Raw genomic sequence first — 22,992 nt, forward strand, 5'->3', positions numbered from 1 at the left:
AGGCGCGCCATGATCAAGCTGCAGATAGTCCGGCATTTTTCTCCCAGGTTACTGGACGCCAACCAGGCGTATTCCTTCATCAACTTTGCATCCATCAGCAGTTTTTTCGAGCAGACACCAAGCACCGTCGCCTATTTTTGCGACGGCATGCTGATGTCGCTGTTCATGTCCCGGGTGACCGGCCGCGCAATCGGCCGGGTCAGCTTTGACTTCACCTCGATTGCCGACGCGGTACTGGGCAGCGCCGAGCAACAGGGCAAGCGCGTGTATTTCGTCGGTGCCCGGCAGGTTGAACTGGATCTGTTCATCGACAAGATCAGGACGCTCTATCCGCGACTGACCATCGCCGGTTATCACAACGGCTATTTCGATGCGTCCCAGGCTGTGGACATTCAGGCCGACATCTGCCGCAGCGAAGCGGACATTCTGATCGTCGGCCTGGGTGCCGGGCTGCAAGAGCGGTTTGAACAGGATGCGCTGCGTGCAGGCTTTCGCGGTGTCGCCTTTACCTGTGGCGGGTTCATTCGCCAGGAAGCCATGGCCACCCGCAATTACTACCCCGCCATGATCGACCAACTGCATCTGCGCGCGTTCTACCGGATGTACCGCGAGCCCCATACGATCAAACGCTACCTGATCGACTACCCGAGCAATTTTTTACACCTGTTGACCCTGCTCGTTCGGCGCAAAGTCGCCATCAGCGTGGGGGAATGACCGATGCACATTCTGTTCATTCTCAAGGATTTCAGAGCGGGCGGCGGTATCGAGCGCGTCCAGCAACGCTTGTCCGAGCAGTTTCTCAAGGACGGCAACCGCGTGAGTTTTTTCGTCATGAACGGTGACACGCCGGACAGCGCGGGTGCGCAAACGCTCAACGCCGCTGGCGGCAACGGCATCGTCGGCCTGTTCAAGTCCATCGTGCTGTTGCGCCGGCTGATTCGCCGCGAGGGCATCACTCACCTCATTTCCGCCAAGGAGCAAGCCAACCTCTGCACCTGGTTCGCCACCCTCGGTCTTCCCTGCAAAGTCATCTATAGCCGCCACGCGGCACTCGATTGCACTGAACAGAAAACCGGCCCCTCCAGCCTGCGTCTGCTCTACGCGCTGTACCTCTGCGGCAGCGGCAAGGTGGTCACGGTTTCCACGGCCCTGCGCCAGTCCCTCATCGATCTGATGCCCTGGGGTCGGCAACGCATCCGTTATTGCCCAAACGCCGTAGTTACCGACCAACTGTTGCGAGCCTCACGGGCGCCGTTGCCCGTCGGGTTACCCGGCGACTATTGGTTGAGCGTGGGTCGCCTGGTGGAACCCAAAGGCTTTGATCTGTTGCTCGATGCCTATGCGCTGGCGCTGCGCAGTGAAGCCCTGCCGGATCTGGTGATCGCCGGTGACGGTCCCCTGCTCGATGCGCTGACCACCCAGGCCAGCCGATTGGGCATCGCACATCGGGTGCATTTCAGCGGATTCCTAAGCAACCCCTATCCCCTGCTCAGGCACGCCCGGCTGTTCATTCTGAGCTCGGTACAGGAAGGCATGCCGACTGTGCTGATTGAAGCACTGGCGTTGGGTACGCCTGTATTGGCATGTGATTGCGAAACCGGGCCCAGGGAACTGCTGGACAACGGCCGGCTGGGTCAATTGGTCAATGCCAACGACGTACCCGCCCTGGCGAAGGGAATGCTCAACAGCCTGGTTTCACCGACTGGCGTTGCGCCAAGCGCAAAAATGCTCGCCGACGCCATTCAACCGTACACCAGCCAGTACGCCGCGAAAACGTACTACCAGGTATGGAACCAATGAAAAAATTGCTGATTATCCTGCACGACCTCAGCGCTGGCGGGGCGGAAAAAATGATGGCGCGCCTGGCCAGTGCATTGGTGGACGCCGGCAATGACGTGACCTTGCTGATGCTCACCGGTGGCGGCCTGCATGCGGCGCACCTCGACCCGCGAGTAAAGAAAGTCGAATTGCGAAGCCCACGCACTGCGCGTGCAGTGCCAGCGCTCGCGCGATTTCTGCGGGCCAATCGCTTCGACGCGCAACTGGCGGCCCTGACTCACGTCAACGTGGTGGCCATCCTCGCCGCATTGCTGTCGGGGACTCTGACACGGCTGCATGTCAGCGAGCGCAACGCGTTTTCCCATGACAAACACGTCAACCCCGACTTCATGGTGCGGCTGGCATACCTGGTGGCACCGTTGTTGTACCGGTTGATTCCCAACCCGGTGATCTGCGTCTCGCGAGGTGTCGCCCAGGATCTGGTCAACACCACCATTGCGCGCCGCCAGGACGTGACCATTGCCGACAACCCGGTCCTTGACGACGACTTTCGCAACAAGCGGCCGGCGCGGCCAAGCCACCGTTGGCTCCAGGACAAGCCCGGGCCGGTGATTGTCGCCGTAGGGCGCCTGGCGCCGCAAAAAGGCTTCGACACCTTGATCAACGCGTTCGCCTCGTTGCCGGACGCCAACACTCGCCTGATCATTTTTGGCGAGGGTGCACTCAGGGACTCGTTGCAAGACCTGGCCCGAACACTGGGCGTGGCGGATCGAGTCGATCTGCCGGGCTATGCCAGTGATCCCATGGCAGAAGTGGCCGCCGCCGACTGCTTTGTGCTGTCGTCGCGTTTCGAGGGCAGTCCCAACGCGCTGGTCGAGGCCTTGTCCACCGGCACACCGGTGGTGTCGACCCGCTGTCCCCACGGCCCGCAAGACATTCTTATCGGTGGCCTCGTCGCGCCACTGGTGGCGGTCGACGACCCGCTCGCCCTGGCGCAAGCGATCACCCTGCAACTCTCGACACCGCGAGATCTACAGCGCCAGTCCCGCATCGATGCCGCTGCGCGCTTCATGAACGGCTGCGCGGTAGAAACCTACCTCGCCGCGTTACTGCGGAGACCATCGCCATGAGTACCCTGGAGATCAGATATTCCACGCTACGCGATGCCTTCACCCTGTTCGGTGTGCTGTTTTACATCCAGGTGATCACGTTTGTTCTCAGCCTGGGTGGCGCAGCCAGTTTCGGTGATATCAGCAAAGACCTCGAAGGCAACGTCGCCAACCAGATCTGCGGCCTCATCACACTGTTGGTGCCGTTGTATTTCTTCATCCGCAACAAGGTGTTCCTGAGCAAAACCTTTTACCGCAGCAACTTCTTTCTGCTGGTGTTCATATTCTGTGTCATTGCCTCGATCAGTTGGTCCAGCGACCCGATGCTGAGTTTCAAGCGCTTTATCGCGCTGCTCAGCGTGGTGTTCTTTGCCGGTTTCATTGCCTATAACTACCCGCTTGAAAAAATCAATTTCATGCTGGGCTGTGCCATCGGCGTGGCGGCGTTTATCGGTTTGATACTCGCCGTGATCATGCCTGACGTCGCGTTCCTGTCCGGCGGCATCCGTGACGGTGCATTCAAGGGGATTTTCGCCGAAAAGAACGCCGGGGCGCGGCTCAACGCAATCGCCATCCTGTTGTTGCTGCCGATGATCCGCCAACGCAATCGCTGGGCACTCTTCTGTGCGTTTTTTTCACTGGTCGCCATCCTGCTCGCCCAATCGGCAACGGGCGTGGCACTGATCCTTTCCGGGACGCTGAGCTACTGGTATTTCCTCACCCTGATCCGGCTGCACATCAACCGCTCGCAGTGGCTGTTCTTCTTTTGCACGCTGGCGTTCCTGCTGGTGTGCCTGTTTCTCTACAACAACCTTTCGTGGCTGCTGGAGTTGGCCGGTCGTGACCCCTCACTCACTGACCGCACGTTGATCTGGGAGCTGCTCGCGCCGTTTGTCGATGAGCAATGGCTCAAGGGATACGGCTTCGGCGCCTTCTGGGCCAGCCCCGACGCCGATGGTTTCATCCGTCGCTGGGGTTACATCGGCAACGCCCATAGCGGCTACATGGAAACTCTGCTCAACGGCGGCGCTATTCAGTTGACTGCGCTGGCGTTGCTGCTGGGCGAAGCCCTGTTTAAACAGTACCGCGCCGTAACGGCGAACCAGGCTGCCAGGTTTCGCGCCAGCGCCCTGGTGATCATCGGTTTGTTCATCGTCACCAACTATGTGGCCTACGTGATACCCAATTACCGCTCTGCCGAGTTTTTGGTGTTCTGCACGTTGGCCCTGTCCTTCCGGCAACACCACGTCACATTCCCCGAATTATCACCGACAACCCTGGGCCAGCATTCGACTGGTCGGGGATTCCCGCGCGATTCAGCCAAGGCGTAACAAAAGGAGAATCACCCGTGCCCAATCAAGCCTCCCCTTCACCGCAAACAGTGTGCGTCGTGATCCCGATGTACAACGGCGCCGCAAGCATTGAGCAAACGCTGTCATCGCTGGCCGAGCAAACCCGGCTGCCCGATCACGTCATCGTCGTCGACGACGGTTCTACGGATGACGGCCCCCAGCGGGTCAGAGACTTCGTCGCGCCGTTTCGCCTGACACTGTTGCAGCAGGCCAACGAAGGCCAGGCCAGTGCCCGTAATCACGGGATGCGCCACTCTCAGGAAACCTTTGTCGCGATGCTCGACGCCGACGATCAATTTCGCCCGCAAAAGCTGGAGTTACAACTGGCCCTGTATGACGAACTCACGCGTCAGGGTCGGCAGGTGGGGTTGATCGACTGCTACACGCAGGTCAATTACAGCGACGGCAGGCGGCAACTGGACAACGTGCGCAAGAGCGGCAGGCATTTCTACGATTTCATCCACGCCAACGTCGTCAATGGCGTATCCACCGCGTTGGTCAAACGCGACGTGATCATGCAACTGGGTGGCTTCGATGCCAGCCTGCGTTACTCCGAAGACCGTTACATGTGGACGCGGATCGCCGAACATTGGGAGATCCACACGGTGCCGCAAATTCTGCTGGAGCGCACGGTCAACGCCGGCAACATGACCGCGCAACCGAAAAAGTACTACCAGAACAAGATCAGGTTCATCGAGGTGTACCTCGCCCGCTATGGCGCGCAGCTCAGCAAACAGCAACGGATCGATTTCGTGCTGGGTAACCACACTGACTTTCTCAATGCGTTTTCCCGACGCGACGAGCATGCCGAAGTGATCGATGTGTACCGACGAATGCTCGAGTGCTCCTGGCAAGCGCTGATCTTCCACAACGGCAAACCGACCTTGCGCTACCTCTATGCCCGCGCCAAAACCTTGCGCAAGGCAACGGCGTCAACCACCGCTCATTGAACCGGTACCCGCCATGGCTAATCATCGTCTGGTGACATTGACCTGGATCTTTACCGAGAAATTCGGCCTGATCTTCCTGTCGATGATTACCTTTGTCGCCTATGCCAGGCTGCTGTCGCCCGCAGAGTTGGGGGTGGGCACCGTCATCATTGCCATCGTCGAGTTGATCGGGCTGGTGTATTCGTCGGTTCTGGAAGACCCGCTGGTACGGCTCGAACGGCTGGAAGACAAACACATCAGCACGGCGTTCTGGGCCTCGGTCCTCGTCAGCCTGGTGTCGATCGTCGTCATCTCGGTCGCGGTGATGCTGTACACGCCCGACCCGCTGCTGCGATGGTTGACGGCGGTGGCTTCGGTGAAAATCCTTTTCACCATGATGGCGCGTGTCTATGTCGCGCAAATGCGCCGCAGCGGCGACTTCAAGACACTGGCGTCGCGCACGTTGCTGGGCAAGGTGGTAGGCGGTGTCGGCGGCATCGCTGTGGCGCTCTGGGGACTGGGTGCCTGGGCGGTCGTTGCCCAGGCGCTGCTCATGGAGTTCGTGTCCATCATCGTTTTGATGCGCGCAGATCCGCGGCGCATTGCCTTTTACATTGACCGTCCTTTCTTGCGCGAACTGTTGAAAGCCGGCGCACCGGTTGCCATCAACGCACTGAGTTCACAAACGCTGCAGCGCGGGGTCAACGTGGTGCTTGGGATGACGGCCGGCGTGAACGCGGTCGGCATGTTCAACATGGCGATGCGCATCATCGAACTGCCACGCACTGCGATTTATAACGGTCTGTTGAGCTATGCATTGCCGGCGTTCGCCCGGCGCAGCGCAGAACCCCTGCGATTGCTCGGGATCCTGGGTGACTCAACCGCCGTCAGCGGCTTTCTGTTGACGCCCTTGTTCATTGGCCTCGCGCTGACGGCAAACGACCTCATCCTGTTGATATTCGGTGCCAAGTGGGCTGAAGCCATTCCCCTGCTGCAAGTGCTGGCCTGCACGGCGGCCATCGGTAACACCGCCATGTACGCCACCACCGCACTGGTGGCGGTCAACCGCAGCCACCTCACGATCAAAGCCGAAGTGGCAACCACTGTACTGGCGCTGGCGCTGGTCTACGGCTTCGGCACCTTTTATGGCGGTATGGCCGCGGCGCTCGCGCTGCTGACGCGGATGTTGATCATCACACCGTTGCAAATCCGTGGACTCAACGCAGCTATCGGTTACGGCTGGCGCCGGTACTTCGACTCCAATTACCGCAGCGTGATTGCCTCACTCGTCATGGCCGCAACCGTCTTGTACGTGTCACCGCAGCTGGGTTTGCAAGGCTACCTGCACCTGGTCTGCAACATTGTGGTGGGTGCGCTGAGCTATGCCGTGGCGTATAGCGTCATGCACCCGCGCTGGCCACAGGAATTCAAATCGGTTTTCACCACCCGCTGAACTCAGTCACTGAGACAGGAAGACCTCACCATGCGCAAAACTACGTTGATTACTGGCGGCGCCGGCTACATCGGCTCTCATACCGCTTTGGCGCTTATCAATGCCGGACACAAAGTGCTGGTGCTCGACAACCTGTGCAACAGCTGCCGTGAGTGCATTGCGCGCCTTGAGCAACTGACCCTGACCCGGGTTGATTTCATCAATGGCGACATCCGTGATACGGCCCTGCTGGACACCATCTTCAACCGCTACGACATTGATGCCGTGGTGCATTTTGCCAGCCTCAAATCCGTAGAAGAAAGCGTGCGCAAGCCGCTGGACTACTACGCCAACAATGTCGCCGGCACGCTTGAACTGTGCCGGGCAATGGCTCGCAATAACGTATTCCAGCTGGTGTTCAGCTCTTCGGCCACGGTTTATGGCGAGCCCACACGCACACCGATTGCCGAAGATTTCGGCACCGGCAAACCGGTCAATCCCTATGGCCGTACCAAGCTCATGATCGAAGAGTTGCTCACCGATCTGTGCCACTCCGACCCACGCTGGAGCATCGGCCTACTGCGCTACTTCAATCCGATTGGTGCTCACGAAAGCGCAATGATCGGCGAAGACCCCAGAGGCCGCCCCAATAACCTGTTGCCGTGCCTGACGCAGGTCGCGATTGGCCGCACCCCCGAACTCACGGTGTACGGCAACGATTACCCGACCGTGGATGGCACCTGCGTGCGCGACTACATCCACGTGGTCGACCTTGCCATCGGCCACCTCAAGGCACTTCAGGTATTGCAGCACACCCGCGGCATCGATTTCTGGAACCTGGGCACTGGCATTGGCTATAGCGTGCTGCAGATCATCCACAGTTTCGAAGACATCACCGGCATCAGCATTCCTTATCGCTTCGCACCGCGACGCGAAGGTGACATCGCGCAAATGTGGGCCGACCCGAGCAAGGCAGCACGTGAACTGGGATGGAGCGCGCAACGTGGCCTGGAACAAATGATCATCGATACCTGGCGGTGGCAGTCGTGTAATCCGCAGGGGTATCAATCTTCGTTCGAAACCCCGTCGCTGGTTGCAGTCAAATGATGTTCAGGGGTTCTCTGCTGCTGGTACTGCTGTGGGTTTCGCTGGCTTGCACCGCCGCACAATCGCCCCCCACCACCGGGCTGGTGCTGTGGCTGGACGGCGCCGATGCGAACACGCTGACCCTGGGCGCGCAGGACAGTGTCCAGCGCTGGAACGACAAATCCGGAAAATCCCATCACGCCACAGTCGATGATGGCGCCTCCAAGCCACAGCGCATGGCAAACGCTCTAAATGGCCATTCGGTGGTGCGTTTCAGTGGCGTGTCGGGGTTTCTGGGAAAATCCATCCGCAGCGCCAAAGGCCCGGTCACGGTATTGATCGTTTCCCGCCGATTGGCCGAACAAGCCGAGGTTGATCCCTGGCAACGCTTGTTCAGCTCACGCCCGCAAAGCACCGACAACGATAACGTGTTGCCGAATTTCGCCATCAGCCTGCAACAGACCACGGCGTATGCGCCGACCGTATCCGTCCTGGAGCTTTACGATGTGCCGATTGGCCCCTATGCCGTCGGGCGCAATGCCATTGGCAATTCTGAAAACTTTCGCGGCGACATCGCGGAAGTGTTGGTGTACGACCGTGCGTTTGCCTCCCTCGCAGAACGCCAGCATGCATTTCAGTACCTGGCGGATAAATGGTCGGTTGCCATTCCGAAATCAGCCAATACATGGACCCGCGTCGGACCACTGGGCCCACTGCCGAAACGGGTCAACGCCAATCTGCCGCTGTCCGATCAGGCCAATACCGGTAAGTGGATTCTCAACAGCAAACTGTCCGACGACTTCAATGGCAGCACCCTCGATCGCCAACGCTGGCACGTCAACAATGCCATCGGCAACGAGTCGCTGGGACGCAAACCGGCGTTGTTCACGCCGAACAATGCATCCGTCAACAACGGCAACCTGAACATTGTCTTTCGCAAGGAAACCTTGCCGCAGAAGTACGTCCAGCTCGGCTTCAAGGACTACACCTCCGCCATGGTCCGAACCATTGAAAAGGGCTTCTACGGATACTATGAAGCCCGCGCCAAACCCATGAATTCTGCGGGTTCCAGCGCATTCTGGCTGGCGTGGACGGGTATGGAGGACAACGCCACCGAAATCGACATCTTCGAAATCGGCGGCAAAACCAAAAACGCGGCGCTCGACCGCTCGTACAACATGAATGCCCACGTGTGGGCTACACCGCAAAGCAAGGAGCACTTGGCCGACGGCAGCACCTGGATCAGTCCATGGCGCCTGGCGGACGACTTCCATGTCTATGGTTTCGACTGGCAGCCCGACACCCTGCGTTGGTACGTCGATGGTGTACTGGTCAGGGAATCAAAGAACACCCATTTTTACTTCCCGATGGAGGTGATCTTCGACAGCGAAGCCATGTGGAAATGGTTTGGTGTAGTCGACGATGCCGACCTGCCTTCCACCTTCGAAGTCGACTATTTCCGCCTGTGGCAACGCAATCGATAGCGTCACACAAAGGCCGAGGTGCCCTCGGTCTTATTGCTTCGGATCCGCTTCACTTCCCGCACGCTGTAACTGCGTGCCCACTTCAATTGAAGTCCCTGAGGCGCTACTGCCGCCATAGCGTACGCCCTGGGTAAAATTTCAATCGGCAGGGAGGTCAGTATTCATTTCGCGCTAACAAGTATGGAGCGCATATACATGATCAAGCGACGATTAAACGAACTGGATTTGCTGCGTTTCCTTGCTGCCATCGCTGTAGTGTTTTTTCACTATGCGTTTCGCGGTTATGCCAAAGGAGACATGTCTACCATGCCCTACCCGCTATTGGCTGAGCCTGCCAAATACGGTTATTTGGGCGTTGAACTGTTTTTCATGATCAGTGGGTTTGTCATTCTGATGACCGCTTCGAGCAATAATCTGAGAGCGTTTTTTATCTCCCGCGTCGTCCGCCTCTGCCCGGCTTTCTGGGTGTGCTGCACGATCACCTTTGCAATCACCCTTGCCATTGGTCAGCCCAGATATAGCGCTGATTTTTATCAATACATCATCAACATGGCATTCCTGAGCGAGCTGATGGGAATTCCACAAATCGACGGCGTGTACTGGTCACTATTTGTAGAGATTCAATTCTATCTAATGATTTCCATCCTGTTGGCCTTCAAGAAAATAGAAAAAATAGAGACCTACCTCGTGTTCTGGCTGCTGATATCTGCCACTGCCGAACTTCTCGCTTTTGAAAAGCTGCGCTCGATACTGATTACTGATTACGCTGCCTATTTCATAGCAGGCGCAACCTTCTACATCCTATGGGCCAAGGGCATCACGAAAACACGGGTTTTCCTGCTGGCGGGTGCGCTGGCATTAGCCAACTACACGGCAATTGTCTGGGCCGAATTGCTCGAATCAAAATACGCAACCGAATACAACCCGCTGATCGTATGCAGCGTCATCGGTCTGTTCTTCATCACGTTTATCTTGATCGCAACCAACAAAACGGGAGCTATAGCGACATACAACTGGACCGCATTGGGCGCGCTGACCTACCCGCTTTACCTGCTGCATCAAATGATCGGATTCATGATCTTCAACATTGCCTATCCGGCTGTGAACTCACACATATTGCTTTGGGGCACCATCGTCTTGATGCTGGGTGCGTCTTACGCCATCAACAAACTCATAGAAATCCCCATGGCCAGGTCCATTAAAAAATTCCTTTCGTTATCTTTCATACGTGTCTGGGGATGATTGGCTGGCCAATGTAGCGACATAAAAAAGCCCGCGATTAGCGGGCAGTCGGAATGCTTCAAACTTGTTCAGGCGCCCGATTCAGGATCACTTGCCGGCACGCCGCGCTGCTCTTTTTCGCCTTCGCCCAATTCGTTCATCTGTGGGTCGGCATCAGGATCATCGGCGCGGCTGTTGGTGCCAGATTGCGGGTGCTCACTCGATACCGAGTTAGTTGCATCCACATCCGCCATATCTTCATCCACAGGCGATTCATCGTCCGGCGGTAACGGCACTTCATACTGGTTCCAGCTCGGATCATGGCCCGCTTCGTTATCCGTTGTGCGTGTTTCGCGCTGCTGCGATTTGTTGCCGGGTGCATTCTCGTCGATTTCCATGGTGACTCTCCGTTCTCATGCTCGGTGAATCCGTGCTTAAACGTAAGAAAGTCACACCATGGACGAGTGCCCGGCATTGGACGAATGGCAAAAACGAAGCACCCGACCCCGCCCTCGCCTGCATGGTTCGGCTCATCTATTCAGCATTTGGACTCAAGCGACTTTAAGCGCTTCGCCACGCACCCGCCCATCAGCCATGAGCTGCAGATACTCACGCCACTTCTGGAAAGCTTGCTGCTGCCTGCTGGAAGCTTCCAGCCACAAAGCGCCACCGATGTGCTCGACCGGGATGGACATCATCTGCGAAATCGCGAGATCAAGCTCATTGGCGAGCTCACGCCCATTCGGCAAATCGAGGATTAGTGGTCGCATAGAAACCTGTCTTTTTTTTGGGCTACTTCAATGACTTGCGAAACGGTTGATCGTGCGTAGGTTCCGACGAACGGTAGTCAGTATCTATATCCAGCTCCAGTCACCACGAAGTTGCGAAAACTCCCGCCAATAAAAAACCCCGGCGGCTGCCAGGGTTTGATTCGATGCAATGTAGGCCCTTGCGGATGGACGGGCCTTCTGGCTATTGAATCCGCCTCAGTCGTCCTGATCTATCTGATCAAGAAAATCAACGTCATCATCTTCTTCGTCAACAATTGCCTGAGCGTCCTCTTCACCCCATGACTCGTCATCATGGAATTCATGATCGAGCAGGTGGTCGTGCTCGGGCTCTGGGATATCTCGTTCTTCGCTCATGACTTACCGAAAAAAAATTGAAAGAACTACTACAAGGCCTACGGTGAAAACATCAGGTACTTTTATTCCCCTTTGCCCATCCACAAACCATTAAGACCAGACCTGGAATCCACAAGCCAGGCGCCGCAATAGCGGCACCAATAGCCGCCAAAGGTATTCCTGCCAAAAACAGCGGGTTACGCAACGCCCTTTCCATCGCCACATCTCCATGGAACCCATATGATTAAACCACAAGCCTGCCGGTGAACGGCTGGCGAGAAATTGAATATCAGGGAAATCAACGGGTAGTTTTGCGCGGGTTTTGCGCAGACACAAAAAAGCCGATTCCATCTGATCGGCTCAAGTGTCTGATTTTACTCAGGAATAATGGTCGGGACGGAGTGATTCGAACACTCGACCCCTAGCACCCCATGCTTGAAAATGGGCACGAGGCCCAGCATTTACTGGCTCTTCTTCTGGCGCTCGCTGCAAACGGTGCCTTACAGAGATGAACAGGAAAGAGCGAATCCCCGAAAAAGTCCCCACACCCTTTTTTGGGTCCATCCACGGCGTTCTGCCGACTTTCTATCCTCCACCGCTCTTGATCCAGGCTGCTACGCTGAAGACTCCATTGAGGATTCGCGATGCCAAATTCTGACTTACTCCCTTCACTGCTGTTCAAGCTCAACGAAAACCAACTCGCCCTTGAAGCCGCCATCATGGAGCTTTCCAACTGGGTCGAGCTGCGCGGGTCAGCTGACGTGGCTGAGAATATCCGTGGTGCACTCGTCGCCATAGACCGCAACGAGGAATTCATCAAGATGACGCTCGCAGTAATGATGGCACCAGAGTGACCGTGGTCAGACAATGCCGCGTCTGCACCAAGCAGTGCCGAAGCTGACGATTTACCTGGAAAGCAATCGCGCACATCAATCCGAAATGCTCATTAATGCCCCTGCGATGGCAAGGGCATATGGTCCGAGAGTTGTTACTCTTTTACTGAAAAGAGGCCTGTTGGCAATTCTCGGCCGTTTTCGTTGTAGGCCGCCTTCACACTGAGGTATGACTCCATTTCATCAATATAGCCATCCTTATTCGTGTCCTTTTTTGCAAACACCGCTTGCTTCCCAGGCGCAGCAACGAGGAACTCAGCTAGTGAAATTCGTGCATCTTTGTCAGTGTCAATAGAGTTGAAGATTGCATCTCCGCATTGACCTTCACCGCACTTACCTTCACTTGCCTTGGCTTGTTTCTTGACTTGGGACTCTCCACATTTTCCTTCCCCGCACTTGCCCTCTGCACTGACCTGAGCCGCGGCAAGCGTGTAACCCTGCGGCATGGGTTCTGCGGCAAACACCGCTCCGGCCAGAACGATTCCAGCCAGGGAGACACCCGCTACGCAAATGTTCTTTTTACGAGTCGTTGTTACAGTCATTGCATTTTCTCCCGGCAGCGCGGTTCAGCTGCCCTGTGATACAGCTATTTAGTAACTACGTGCGGCTAATCGCACAGCAGGTCATTCCAAAATTGTTTTTTTGGAAGCGGTATCTCAACCCCAATCTATGTCTGCGATATGTCAAACACGCCAATGTTTGTATGGTCGTGTAGATATCGACGCATTAGATACAATCGAACACAATAAAAGCGCATACGACATACATGATCGAGGTTTCTTTACCTCGTGCGGGGCAAATACTGGTTCCGTTGAGCTGAAATGCGCTGTAGGGGAAGCAACTCATCTGCGGCCGACTTTCTCATCACGAGGTCCTATCGTGCCCTGCCGAATTCCAATGGTGGAAGAGGTAATCAACGAACGAGCGGTTCACCACACCGCCAAATACAGACCAATAGCGCTCAATGCCCACCCGAAGCCAAGAACTCCAACAATCATCGTGATACCAAGAAGCAGAGGACGTTTCCACAAGGGGTCTGTCTCCTATCACCGTCATCATCAATAAACTCCGTAGATGGTTCAGAGCATTTTTCAGGCCACATAAATAAACCAATTCTAGGGGCTTGTTTCATAGCAACGAATGGCCATTTTTCAGGTCGCTAATTTTCTAAGGCGCGAGGAAAAAATACCCAGAACCGGGGGCTCCCCCCCCAACCTAGTCGTCTCGTCGCCTACCCCTCGCGGAAATATCGCCCCTCGATTACTGTATATACAAACAGTATCGGTAAGGTTTTTTTGTGGACCCCTACGAAATCGAAGACACCAGCGACTGGCTTGGCTGCCCAACTGAGCTTGAGACGTGTCGTCATTTTTTGCGCATGTACGAGAACGAAGTCCAGGAACTGACCCTCCAGCTCCGCAAGTCGCGCAGAGACATCTTCAACCTGGTGCAAATGCACGCGGAGGTATCCGAGGAGCGCGATCGACTGCGGACCGAACTGAACCGGGCGCTCACCTCTGCGTCAGATGCCAATAGAAGGGTCACGGATATCGAGACCAAGACCAACTGGGAGCTGATGGCCAACGCCAAGGTGATCAGCGAGCTCCATGCAAAGCTGCGCGAGCTGACCGGCGTGGATCCGTTCACCCAAATTGCGAAAAGCTGATTGCCCATTCAAGGATTTAAACCATGTGTGGACGACTCTCCCAATACGATGGCATCCACGATTTCGTCGCGGCGTTGAGCATGCCCAACCCGTTGGTGAACCAAACCGGCGATCTACCCTTTCTTCGCTATAACGCTGCGCCGAGTACGCAGCTCGCTCTCTTTCACCAGGAAGGCGACTACCTGCACGCTGACATGGTGCGCTGGGGATGGCGACCGCATTGGGCCAAGGATCGTGCTGCGCCGATTAATGCCAGGGTCGAAAAGGTCGCCCACGGTCCGTTCTTCCGGGCGATCTGGCCACACCGGGCGATCATCGCGATCAACAACTGGTTTGAGTGGGTGGATGAAGGCGGACCGAAAAAGCAGCCCTACCTCATTCGCCGGCGGGATCGAGCGCCGATCCTGTGTGCTGCCATCGGCCAATACCCAAATCCGGAGCATAAGCCGAGCGAACACGACGGCTTCGTCATCATCACCGCTGACAGCGCTGGCGGCATGGTGGATATCCATGACCGTCGTCCCGTGACGTTATCGCCGGAACTGGCCAAAGAATGGTTGGATCCTTCCACACCCAAAGAGCGCGCCGAGCAAATGGTACTGCTGCAGGGTGAACCCACCGAGGCGTTCGAGTGGTTCAAGGTGGATCGGGCGATCGGCAATGTACGTAATAATCAGAGCGGATTGATCAGTCCGATAGGGGACGCGCCAGAGGAGAACAGTTTGTTTTAGGTAGGGACCAGCGACTTGAGCCGAGCTTCCAGCGCCGTTTCAAAAATGATGTAAAGCCGCTCCGCGTCACCTGCGCGCAAGGCGCCCACCATCTCCATGCCCAAGACAAATCCTTCGGCACGGGCGCCGGCCTTTACGGCAACGATCATCGACTCAGCGCGTTGGATTTGTGCAAGGAGGCGATCAGCTTCACGCCGCGGCCTGGGGCCGAGTACGACATCTTCCACGGACCGCCTCCCCTTTTATCTGCACTACGACATCCAATACATCACCAAGACCACGACTACCACCCACACCAGGGTGAGCAGGAACGAGAGTCCGGCAAGTTGCTTATCCATGGCCGATGCCTCATCCCCCTGTCGAAGAATCATGGGGCAACCTGACAACGGTGACAAGAATGGCGGCATGCCATCACAGAGCAAGCTGTTAACGCTCATCCAGAGCCGACGCTAAACATCTAATGACAACGGCCGATAGCACTGGAAACGCCTCATATTAGAGGCTTATCCCGATTGACAGCTACAAAGGCAAAGCTGATGAACAACATTTACCTTCTCATTGAGCATGGCCAGGACCAAGGCGAAGTGTACGTCCTCGGATGGTTCGACAACGAAAAGACAGCAAAAGATGTGGCCGAGGAAAAGGAGTGGGAGGAGTATCGCGCCAGCATGAAAGCCGAGCACTCATGGTCAAATCACAAGCCGTTGTCGCCAGACCAAACAAAATACCGTCGTTTTTGGATCAAAGAGATTTCTAAGTTTGATCGCGTGCCAGTGCCTAGGTCTTCGGCTGTTCATTGAGCCTCTGCTGGAACTTCAAAGCAGGATGCCAGTTTAGCGGGGAGTGCTGATCTCCCGCACATAGGCCTGGCACGCAGCCAGCGCGATCAGTCCCCGATCGCCTTCATCGGTGATCGCGATAATTCGTTGAGCATGCGCTGAGTCAAGTTCGGCTCGGACGACTCCATGAACCATGCCGCCGGCGCCGGCGGTGGCAGGCATTGAACAGCCACCGGCTGAACCTTTGGCGAGGACGACTGACAACCGCAGATCAGAAGTAGCAAGGCGATCGCGCAGGCGAGCCTGGTCTTTGTGGGCATTGGTTAAAGTCTCGTGGTGGGATTGGTCGCTGGCCGCCAGGCGCTGCTCGAGCACCAGGCGTTTGTCCTGCTCGGTTTTTTGTGCCGCAGCGCCGACCATGGCCAGTTGATTGAGGGTGTCGGTGTGTAGTCGCGATTGCTCGGCCAGTTGCGCGCCGTACCGCCAGCCCTGAATCTGCCAAGCACAGATGGCGCCCAGCAGAACAAGCGCCAGCGCGCCGACCACCCTCAACGCCACCAGGCTCATGGCACATCCTTGAAGAACACATGACCGCCCAACTTCAGCGTCTGCTTTGCCTTCGCGGCCCAGGCCGGCGGCGTCTTCATGGCGATGGCATAATAGTGCGTGGCATCACCGGTGGGATCGGGCAGCTTGCCATCGATTACCTGATCAGCAGCAATGCGCGCTTGGGCCAGTTCGCGGAACGGGATCTGCTTCACACCAATGAGGAACTGATAGTTCGGGTCGGTCTTGTTCCAGCAACTGAACTGGTATGGCCTCTGGCACACGCCGGCATAGCCCTCGCCCCACCACGATCTGTCCTTGCCGTCATATACCCGGTTGCGAACGGTCCAAGCTACGGCGATCTGTCCCGCCAAGCTTTCGCCGCGCGCCTCTCCCCACAGCGTGCGCGCGAGAATGTCGCGGTCTTTTTCAGTAACTGACATCACTTTTCTCCAGGCAAAAAAATACCCGCTCGATGGCGGGTGGCGTTGTCGCTGTTCGGCGTTACATCAATTGGTGATCTGCGCTTCGGGATCAGCAACGATCACCGGTACAGCTGGCTCTATTGGCCACACTGGAGCGGCATACCAAGTGGGCTGCACTGTCACTTTGCCTAGCGCAAACTTGTAGGATTTCCAGGCCTTTAGGCTGATGAGCAAGGCCGCCTGCTCTGCTTCGTCCTCTTCAGTTGCTTCACCGATATCAATGCCGAAACCGATCGTGTCAACTCGCTCTTGAATGCGAGCGAGTTGAACCAACGCCTTGCTATTGCGAGCAGACAATTCGGCCCTCGCAGTAGCAAGTTGCTCGGCTTGAACAGCAGCGTCTTTCATGGCTTTTGTAATTAGTTGGGACCAATCGATATTCATTCATCACCCTCGGGAGCCATTTCAACTTCAAGCTCTGGCAGCGGGCCGGGAAATACAACAGGACCGTCTGGAACGTTTTCCAGCGGCACCGGGAATGCCTGCTCATGACTGTAATTAAACGGGTTTGGCAGTATCAGAGTTAAGACAAGCTCGCCGTCGCTCCGATCAACCTTATCGAAAAACCACTTCGAGTTGATGGCTGATGCAGGCAGTGTGTCGCCATTACCAATTGGCGAGAGGTCGAAATCCTCACCGTTGACGGTCAGGACGTCGCCGGTTTTGAAAACTTCCAGAGTGTCATCTCGACGCTGCGGGGATAGATTGATGCGCATCAGAACCACCTTCCTATTGCAATTAAGCTTATTGTCGAGGCGCTTCCGTTTGATGCGCCGAAGCACACCGCCCAGCTACCCCACGTTGTAGCTGACGAAAAAGTTGCTTGGGTTGCCCATCCTGTTCCTGATGCGTTGTATAGCCCGCTAGCAACTACCACTGGCGCCACCGCGAATGCAATCGGGAAACTCCCGGAGGCTGGTGTAGAAATAAAGATCGAACCTTGAGTTGTGGCGGTCCCACCGCTAATGAGACTTCCTATGCAGATTTGCAATCCGTTTGCGAACCGCCAGTAAAATCCGTTCGCATTAGACCCGACCTCCATTAAGGCGCCAGTTGGAACGCCTGCCGCTTGTCCTACGGTTCCAACCGCGTTGGTTTTGCCATACGCACCGGCTGTTTGTAGCGCAGTTAAAAGCGCTGCGACCGAAGTAACACCGGTTCCGCCCTGGACAACGCTTAGCGCTGTGGTCAATCCCGTCAGGCTTGTGATGTCACTATTAGCACCCTTACCAGCTTTGTTACCAATTGCGGTTGCAGCGGCGCTGGCCTGCGCCTGCAGCTTTCCGAACGCCGCGATAATTGCATCGGTCGCCATGACAGCCGACGAGTCGGTCGTAATCAACCCGGTCAACACCGCGGCCCTGACCCGCGCATCGGTGTAATACTTGTTTGTACCTTCAGGCAGCCCGCCGCTATCGCTCAAATTGAGCGCGGTGCGTACACCGGCCGTAGTAGGAGTTGTGCCAAGCACAGCAAGCACGCCACCGAATTGATTGACCAGCGCGCGCAACGCATCGGCGGAATCCTTGACGTAGCCCTGCATCGGAGCGATGGCATAGACACCTGCCGCATTCGGCGCACTTTGGTAGTTCGGCGAGATCGATAACGCCGTGTCGCTGGCAATGTTGGTGATCTCATACCAACCACCGTCCGGTCCGCGAAACGCATCGCCGACGCGACCGTTGGATAGAAAGGCGGTGCCTGTGCCGATCACGGCGTTCGAATTCAAGGCGACAGAAACCGTTCCTGATTTGTACCAGGGCATGGGTTAACTCCAGATAAGAAAGGTCAGGCCAGTAACTTGGCGCAGAGAAATGGCCGGTGACCTTGGTCGGTCCAGGCGTTTGTCGCGAGGCTGTACATCCTGATTTGGCCGTTGGCGTAATCCACGCCCAGGGCGCAGCCACCGCCCGAGGACGCGTTGTGGCAGTTCATGGCGAAAGGATTGAGCGAGATGTATTCCCCCGTGCCGAGCAGTTTGTTGATCGCCCAGATGTAGCGACGACCTACAGTCAGCACCTCGTCACCGATATAAACCCAGTTGCCTGCGGCGTAGGTCACCACAACAGCCGGCGCGCCGCTGTCGTAAACCAGGGCTCCAGTCGGACCCCACAAACGCATGCCGTATGCTGCGGTGCCCATCGACGCCCAGGCCGCGACGAAATACTGTCCACTGAGGGTGGCGGTAACGTTCGAGGCTTTCATCGTGAAACCGGTCCAGTTCCCAGGACCACCGGTGAACCAGACGGAGATCGGAACCTGCAACACTCCGGCATCGGGCCGGATAAACACAATCGGCGGATCCAGGCTGGTGATGGGTCTGGCGAAAACCCCGGAGGCGTCCGTGGTGCCGGCGTAACTCCCTCTCGTCAGCATGCACAGCCGGGGCAGCTCAGAGTCGATCTGAACAAAGGCATTGTCGTTGATGCTCTGAAATCCATAGCTCATGTGGCGAACCTTATCGCGTAGCCCTTGGCGACGATCCGTGTCTGGCCAACGGATGCGCCGGCTGAAGGGTTTTTCGGCAGGACTGTCACAACCCCAGCACCGGTGATGACATAGGGGTATGACTTGGTATTGCCCAGGCTGTCGTTTTCCGCCGTTTGCACGTCCTGTGCTCTCGTCGGAATGATCATGAATACGCAGTTGGCCGGAATGAAGCCCGGGATGCTGATGGTGTAACTGGGCACGGCACCGCTGAAATCGATCACGCCCTGCCACAGCACCTGGTAAGTGAAAGAGTTCGTGTCCATTGCAAGCTGACCGCTCTCGTTGAAAACACGCAGGCCAAATAGAGCCATGTATTACCCCAGATAGCCGAGACGGACACGCAGTACGTTGTTGGCGTCGTACACAGACACGTTCAGCGAGTTGATCACCAGCCGCCCCTGACCCGGGACGATGCCGTTGATCTCTAACGTTCCGTCTTTGTTTAGAATCCAGCCTTGCTGGCCGGCAATGTAGTTGGTGGAGCTGATGTAGCTGCCGATCTTGGCGTTGGTGATGGTGCCGTCCTGAATGAAGGCAGAGTTCATGAACACCTGACCACCCTGAACCGCGAACGGTACCGAGATCGCGCCGCCGGCGATGGTGTTGACGATGGCGAACCGGTCCGCGCTCACTAGGAACTGACTCTGCAAGCCGGCTCCGGTGTTTTCGATACTCAGGCCAATGCCCGCGGCGACATACTTGCCGTCCGCCGTGAGCTGCATCTTCACCGACCACATGGTCGAGAGCTTCCCGGCGGTGTCGGCGTAGGCCGTGGCCGTTTCCTGAATAGCCGCCGTGTTTTCGCCGACCTTCACGTTGACCTGAGTGATCGCCGTTGCGGTGGCTTCCTTGTCGGTGGCCACAACCTGCCGCAGATCGCTGACATTAGCCTCGTTCTCCCCAACCACAGCAGTCAGCGTGGTGACCTTCTGCGCAGTGGCGAGGTTTTCCGAGGCCCGCACTTTCTCTTCGTTCGCGATCGCGGCCGTACTGCTCCAACCCTTCAGCGCATCGGCGAGATCGCCTTCCCCGTTGTCGTCCCGATATGCAGCACTCAAAGCCTGAAAGGCCGTGGCCTGCGCCGTGATCTCGCCGTCGAGCTCGATGATGTCGGCCGTGTTGAAGGCAACCTGCTGCGCCAATCCGTTCGCCGTTTCGATCGACTTGCCGATGTCCAGCCAGTAGGCCGGGTTCGGCGGCGGCGTGTTGATCGGCACGGCGCCAGTGGCTTGGTATAGCCGCTGACCCATGCGAACCATGTCTTCATCGACATAGGTCTTCTCCGGGTCGTACAACAGGATGTCGTCAAGGGCGTCGATCTGTTCCTGCAGGCCGGGGATCTTGTCGATTTCGTCGAGGATGTCCTGGCCCAGTTCGGTGCGGCCAATCTGCCCGGCGATCATTTCCAGAATCGGCGCAGCCTCAGAACTCGACCGCCCCTGCACGCCGAGCCCCACCGGATACCACGGACCGATGTTGCCGATTCGGTCGACCAGGCGCGCCCAGAAGTAAAAGGTCACGCCAGCAGCCAGGCCGAGCATCGAGAAATCGCTTTGCGGATATGACAGGTCCGTTAACTTGGTCGCGGCCTCGAGGCTGATCGACGGGCCATACCAGATTTCCGTGCGCTGGGTATCCTCCGCGCCCGCCGGGAAGCCCCACTTCAGATAGATGCCGAACAACAGCGGCGAGGCTGTGAGGTACGACACCGCCGGCGGCAGCCCCTGCTTACCGCTGAGATGAGTCAGGATCGAGTTGCGCCACGGCGAAGTGATGTCGAACGCACTCACTGCGCGGACGCGGGCCACGTAGGCGCCGGCGTAAATGCCGACAACGTCCACGCTGGTCATGCCGGTGCGCTGCAGCTTGATCCAGTTGCCGCTGTCCTTGCGCCACTCCACGTCATAACCGACCGCGCCATTAACGACGGACCAGCTGATGGTCATGGTTGCCACGGCCAGACCTTGAGACACTGCCGAAGTCGAAACAACGGTCACGCTGGTAGGAGCCGGCACCACGGTGATAGGAATTACGCTGATTGGCCGCTCTTCCAACCGTGCACCGGTGTCGATGAAAGCGAATTTGCTCGGCTCATACTGCAGCGCGCTGATTTCGAAATCGCCCTCTACCGTGCGCTTGGTTCGCAGCACCCGATACAGTGGGATCGCCAGATCATCCGCGTCCAGCGCCCACTGCAATTGGGCAACCGGTGGCTCACTGTATGCCACGGTCACGGTGACAGCCCGACCATTCACACTCTGAACGGTCCGACCTTCGGCGCGGCCGCCGGGCAGGTTGATGATCAGGCGATCACCAGCCTTGGCTTGCGTGTCGCGGTCGAGCGTAATCACCCGCCCTACCGCCGCCGAGATCCGGCCGCCGACTTCACGACCGGCAAGCAGTGAGTCGGCCACCGGGATGATATGCCCTGGTAAAGGGATAACTCCCTCCATTCCGGTCTTGAATGAAACAGTGCGGTCCTGGTTGTTGCTCAAAATCGCCCACTTCCCGCGGCGCTGGGCCTCCGATGCACGGGTGCAGCCTATGGCGCTCAGTTCAGTGGGACGGTCGCCGTACCGGCGCTGCAGGTCCAGGTCGGCAAACGGAATGACATCCGTGTCGTAGTTGTTCGCCGGATTGTCATAACTGACCAGCGCCCGGGTGTACCGGGTCTTCGCCGACGCACTGCCGTAGGAGAATTTGCCGTCGATAACGTTGGACCGGGTGAATACGTAGTCGAAGTCCTGCGCGCGCGGCATGTCCGCCTGCATCACCAGTTGACCCTGGGCCCAGTAAGTCATGCCCCGGTAGATTGCCGAGATATCGCGTAACAGGGACCAGGCATCGGCCTTGCCCTGCAAGTTCATGTCACAGAGAAAGCGCGGCTCAACGCCGGCGAGCCCATTCGGCACCAACTGGTCGCAGTACTGAGCGATTCGATACAACTCCCACTTGTCGACCATGAACGGTTTGATGCGCTTGCCCAGGCCGAACCGGTCTTCGGTGCACACCCCATAGGTGATCCACGCAGGGTTATTGGTCCAGGCCGACTTCATCGAACCATCCCACGTCCCGGTGTAGGTGCGCAGGATCGGGTCGTAGTTGCTGGGCACCATCCAGCGCCGCGCCCTGCACTTCACGGTGACGGCAGGAATGTTGGTGAACTGCTCGGCATCGAATTCGATATAGAGCAACGCAGTGTTTGGGTAGCGCAGCTTGGCGTCGATCACCTCAGTGATACCGGCGATCAACATGGTGTCAGCGATTTTGTTGCTGTTCTGGTTTGGGGTCAGACGGCGGACGCGGATCTGCCAGCCCGTGGTGGCGTCCGGCAGATCGATGCGACGGGAGCGCTCGTAGCGCGTGGTGGTCTTGCCGTCGACGGCGTCCACCAGCACCTGCTGATAAGCGCCGCCATCGGTGGCCACGTCGATGGCGTACTCAATGCGGTAACCGACGACATTGCCCTCGTCATCTGAACGTTGTAACGCCGGCCATGCCAGACGAATTCGTGCTGCCGAGAGCTGATTGTTGGTGATCGAGCGAACCCACGGTGCATCGCTACGCAGTTCAATGTTCAGCGAGGTCTCGTTCTCGACGGACGGAATGCCAGGAATATAAGTTTGATCGACAGAGCCTGGGCGCCAGTCCCATTTCACGTTCGGGAAGTTTAGGTTGCCGCTGGCATCCCGGATGGGCGTGTTGTCCAGGTAGATGTCGTAATCGGTCGGGACTTCGTCGAATTCGCCCTCACCCACAGCGATGAGCAGCTTTGCCAGGTTGGTCGAACGCAGGCTGTCGCTGGCTTCTGAGGGCGACTTCGGCTTGCTGCTGCCACCCTTCTCGCCGTGTATGTCCATCTGTAGTGCTGCGCCCATGCTTTCCT

General features: G+C 57.3%; 26 protein-coding genes. 13 read left to right on the plus strand and 13 right to left on the minus strand.

The annotated features are described in order from the left end of the window. Nucleotides 1–9: 9 nt before the first annotated feature. From D8U69_RS23925 to D8U69_RS23965, 9 genes are all read left to right on the plus strand, one after another. The gene (locus tag D8U69_RS23925; RefSeq protein ID WP_130908263.1) at nucleotides 10–714 is read left to right on the plus strand and encodes a WecB/TagA/CpsF family glycosyltransferase; all 705 of its coding nucleotides are present in this window, start codon (nucleotides 10–12) and stop codon (nucleotides 712–714) included. Nucleotides 715–717: 3 nt separating this feature from the next. Continuing rightward, complete coding sequence (locus tag D8U69_RS23930) at nucleotides 718–1,800, plus strand: glycosyltransferase (protein WP_130904941.1); 1,083 nt, start codon at nucleotides 718–720, stop codon at nucleotides 1,798–1,800. Then, nucleotides 1,797–2,909 (plus strand): glycosyltransferase, encoded by a 1,113-nt coding sequence (locus D8U69_RS23935; protein ID WP_056854403.1) that lies wholly within the window; start codon nucleotides 1,797–1,799, stop codon nucleotides 2,907–2,909. Before D8U69_RS23930 ends, D8U69_RS23935 begins: the two co-directional genes overlap by 4 nt. Beyond that, nucleotides 2,906–4,219 (plus strand): O-antigen ligase family protein, encoded by a 1,314-nt coding sequence (locus tag D8U69_RS23940; RefSeq protein WP_130908264.1) that lies wholly within the window; start codon nucleotides 2,906–2,908, stop codon nucleotides 4,217–4,219. Before D8U69_RS23935 ends, D8U69_RS23940 begins: the two co-directional genes overlap by 4 nt. 17 nt (nucleotides 4,220–4,236) lie before the next feature. Continuing rightward, a complete protein-coding gene (locus tag D8U69_RS23945) occupies nucleotides 4,237–5,190 on the plus strand; it encodes a glycosyltransferase family A protein (RefSeq protein WP_056854405.1) in 954 nt (317 codons plus the stop codon). A 13-nt stretch (nucleotides 5,191–5,203) separates the two neighbouring features. Further along, nucleotides 5,204–6,622, plus strand: coding sequence for an oligosaccharide flippase family protein (locus D8U69_RS23950; RefSeq protein WP_056854406.1), 1,419 nt, complete (start codon nucleotides 5,204–5,206; stop codon nucleotides 6,620–6,622). 30 nt (nucleotides 6,623–6,652) lie between these two features. Further along, nucleotides 6,653–7,708: a UDP-glucose 4-epimerase GalE gene (galE, locus tag D8U69_RS23955; RefSeq protein WP_056854407.1), complete on the plus strand. Its 1,056-nt coding sequence runs from the start codon at nucleotides 6,653–6,655 to the stop codon at nucleotides 7,706–7,708. Further along, nucleotides 7,708–9,171, plus strand: coding sequence for a family 16 glycosylhydrolase (locus D8U69_RS23960; RefSeq protein ID WP_130908265.1), 1,464 nt, complete (start codon nucleotides 7,708–7,710; stop codon nucleotides 9,169–9,171). Before galE ends, D8U69_RS23960 begins: the two co-directional genes overlap by 1 nt. A gap of 195 nt (nucleotides 9,172–9,366) precedes the next feature. Further along, nucleotides 9,367–10,413, plus strand: coding sequence for an acyltransferase (locus tag D8U69_RS23965; RefSeq protein ID WP_130908266.1), 1,047 nt, complete (start codon nucleotides 9,367–9,369; stop codon nucleotides 10,411–10,413). A gap of 68 nt (nucleotides 10,414–10,481) precedes the next feature. Here the strand turns inward: D8U69_RS23965 and D8U69_RS23970 are convergent, their stop codons facing one another. The 3 genes from D8U69_RS23970 to D8U69_RS29540 all read right to left on the minus strand — a co-directional run bounded on the left by D8U69_RS23970 (nucleotide 10,482) and on the right by D8U69_RS29540 (nucleotide 11,537). Continuing rightward, nucleotides 10,482–10,790 (minus strand): hypothetical protein, encoded by a 309-nt coding sequence (locus tag D8U69_RS23970; protein WP_056854409.1) that lies wholly within the window; start codon nucleotides 10,788–10,790, stop codon nucleotides 10,482–10,484. A 153-nt stretch (nucleotides 10,791–10,943) separates the two neighbouring features. Beyond that, nucleotides 10,944–11,162 carry a hypothetical protein gene (locus tag D8U69_RS23975; RefSeq protein ID WP_130904946.1) on the minus strand — a complete coding sequence of 73 codons (219 nt, stop codon included), beginning with the start codon at nucleotides 11,160–11,162 and terminating at the stop codon, nucleotides 10,944–10,946. 216 nt (nucleotides 11,163–11,378) lie between these two features. Next, on the minus strand, nucleotides 11,379–11,537 hold the full coding sequence (locus D8U69_RS29540) for a hypothetical protein (protein ID WP_177434454.1): 159 nt from the start codon (nucleotides 11,535–11,537) through the stop codon (nucleotides 11,379–11,381). Nucleotides 11,538–12,160: 623 nt separating this feature from the next. Between D8U69_RS29540 and D8U69_RS23980 the strand changes: the two genes are divergently transcribed. Beyond that, nucleotides 12,161–12,370 (plus strand): hypothetical protein, encoded by a 210-nt coding sequence (locus D8U69_RS23980; protein ID WP_130908267.1) that lies wholly within the window; start codon nucleotides 12,161–12,163, stop codon nucleotides 12,368–12,370. A 134-nt stretch (nucleotides 12,371–12,504) separates the two neighbouring features. On the opposite strand, the gene D8U69_RS23985 is transcribed toward D8U69_RS23980, so the two are convergent. Beyond that, complete coding sequence (locus tag D8U69_RS23985) at nucleotides 12,505–12,951, minus strand: EF-hand domain-containing protein (protein ID WP_130908268.1); 447 nt, start codon at nucleotides 12,949–12,951, stop codon at nucleotides 12,505–12,507. A 755-nt stretch (nucleotides 12,952–13,706) separates the two neighbouring features. On the opposite strand from D8U69_RS23985, the gene D8U69_RS23990 reads away from it, so the two are divergent. Continuing rightward, nucleotides 13,707–14,075, plus strand: a complete 369-nt coding sequence (locus D8U69_RS23990; RefSeq protein ID WP_130908269.1) for a hypothetical protein — start codon at nucleotides 13,707–13,709, stop codon at nucleotides 14,073–14,075. Nucleotides 14,076–14,098: 23 nt separating this feature from the next. Next, nucleotides 14,099–14,806, plus strand: a complete 708-nt coding sequence (locus D8U69_RS23995; protein WP_130908270.1) for an SOS response-associated peptidase family protein — start codon at nucleotides 14,099–14,101, stop codon at nucleotides 14,804–14,806. Here the strand turns inward: D8U69_RS23995 and D8U69_RS24000 are convergent. Then, entirely contained in the window at nucleotides 14,803–15,033 is a 231-nt protein-coding gene (locus D8U69_RS24000) for a hypothetical protein (RefSeq protein WP_130908271.1), read from the minus strand. The genes D8U69_RS23995 and D8U69_RS24000 overlap by 4 nt on opposite strands. Before the next feature lie 309 nt (nucleotides 15,034–15,342). Here D8U69_RS24000 and D8U69_RS24005 point away from each other — a divergent pair, with 309 nt between their 5' ends. After that, nucleotides 15,343–15,606 carry a hypothetical protein gene (locus D8U69_RS24005; protein WP_130905280.1) on the plus strand — a complete coding sequence of 88 codons (264 nt, stop codon included), beginning with the start codon at nucleotides 15,343–15,345 and terminating at the stop codon, nucleotides 15,604–15,606. 33 nt (nucleotides 15,607–15,639) lie between these two features. On the opposite strand, the gene D8U69_RS24010 is transcribed toward D8U69_RS24005, so the two are convergent. The 8 genes from D8U69_RS24010 to D8U69_RS24045 form a co-directional block, all read right to left on the minus strand. After that, the gene (locus tag D8U69_RS24010; RefSeq protein WP_130908272.1) at nucleotides 15,640–16,152 is read right to left on the minus strand and encodes a lysis system i-spanin subunit Rz; all 513 of its coding nucleotides are present in this window, start codon (nucleotides 16,150–16,152) and stop codon (nucleotides 15,640–15,642) included. Further along, nucleotides 16,149–16,574: a cell wall hydrolase gene (locus D8U69_RS24015; RefSeq protein ID WP_130908273.1), complete on the minus strand. Its 426-nt coding sequence runs from the start codon at nucleotides 16,572–16,574 to the stop codon at nucleotides 16,149–16,151. The genes D8U69_RS24010 and D8U69_RS24015 overlap by 4 nt, the downstream gene beginning before the upstream one ends. A gap of 66 nt (nucleotides 16,575–16,640) precedes the next feature. Further along, nucleotides 16,641–17,000 carry a phage tail protein gene (locus D8U69_RS24020; protein ID WP_130908274.1) on the minus strand — a complete coding sequence of 120 codons (360 nt, stop codon included), beginning with the start codon at nucleotides 16,998–17,000 and terminating at the stop codon, nucleotides 16,641–16,643. Further along, nucleotides 16,997–17,332, minus strand: a complete 336-nt coding sequence (locus D8U69_RS24025) for a hypothetical protein (protein WP_130908275.1) — start codon at nucleotides 17,330–17,332, stop codon at nucleotides 16,997–16,999. Before D8U69_RS24025 ends, D8U69_RS24020 begins: the two co-directional genes overlap by 4 nt. Further along, complete coding sequence (locus D8U69_RS29870; RefSeq protein ID WP_241668683.1) at nucleotides 17,332–18,381, minus strand: phage tail protein; 1,050 nt, start codon at nucleotides 18,379–18,381, stop codon at nucleotides 17,332–17,334. The genes D8U69_RS24025 and D8U69_RS29870 overlap by 1 nt, the downstream gene beginning before the upstream one ends. A gap of 23 nt (nucleotides 18,382–18,404) precedes the next feature. Further along, nucleotides 18,405–19,064 carry a hypothetical protein gene (locus D8U69_RS24035; RefSeq protein ID WP_130908276.1) on the minus strand — a complete coding sequence of 220 codons (660 nt, stop codon included), beginning with the start codon at nucleotides 19,062–19,064 and terminating at the stop codon, nucleotides 18,405–18,407. Then, complete coding sequence (locus D8U69_RS24040) at nucleotides 19,061–19,369, minus strand: hypothetical protein (RefSeq protein ID WP_241668684.1); 309 nt, start codon at nucleotides 19,367–19,369, stop codon at nucleotides 19,061–19,063. Before D8U69_RS24040 ends, D8U69_RS24035 begins: the two co-directional genes overlap by 4 nt. Before the next feature lie 51 nt (nucleotides 19,370–19,420). Continuing rightward, nucleotides 19,421–22,984 carry a phage tail protein gene (locus D8U69_RS24045; protein WP_130908278.1) on the minus strand — a complete coding sequence of 1,188 codons (3,564 nt, stop codon included), beginning with the start codon at nucleotides 22,982–22,984 and terminating at the stop codon, nucleotides 19,421–19,423. Nucleotides 22,985–22,992: the final 8 nt, after the last annotated feature.

Source organism: Pseudomonas sp. Sample_16 (genome assembly GCF_004307665.1).
Classification (GTDB): domain Bacteria; phylum Pseudomonadota; class Gammaproteobacteria; order Pseudomonadales; family Pseudomonadaceae; genus Aquipseudomonas.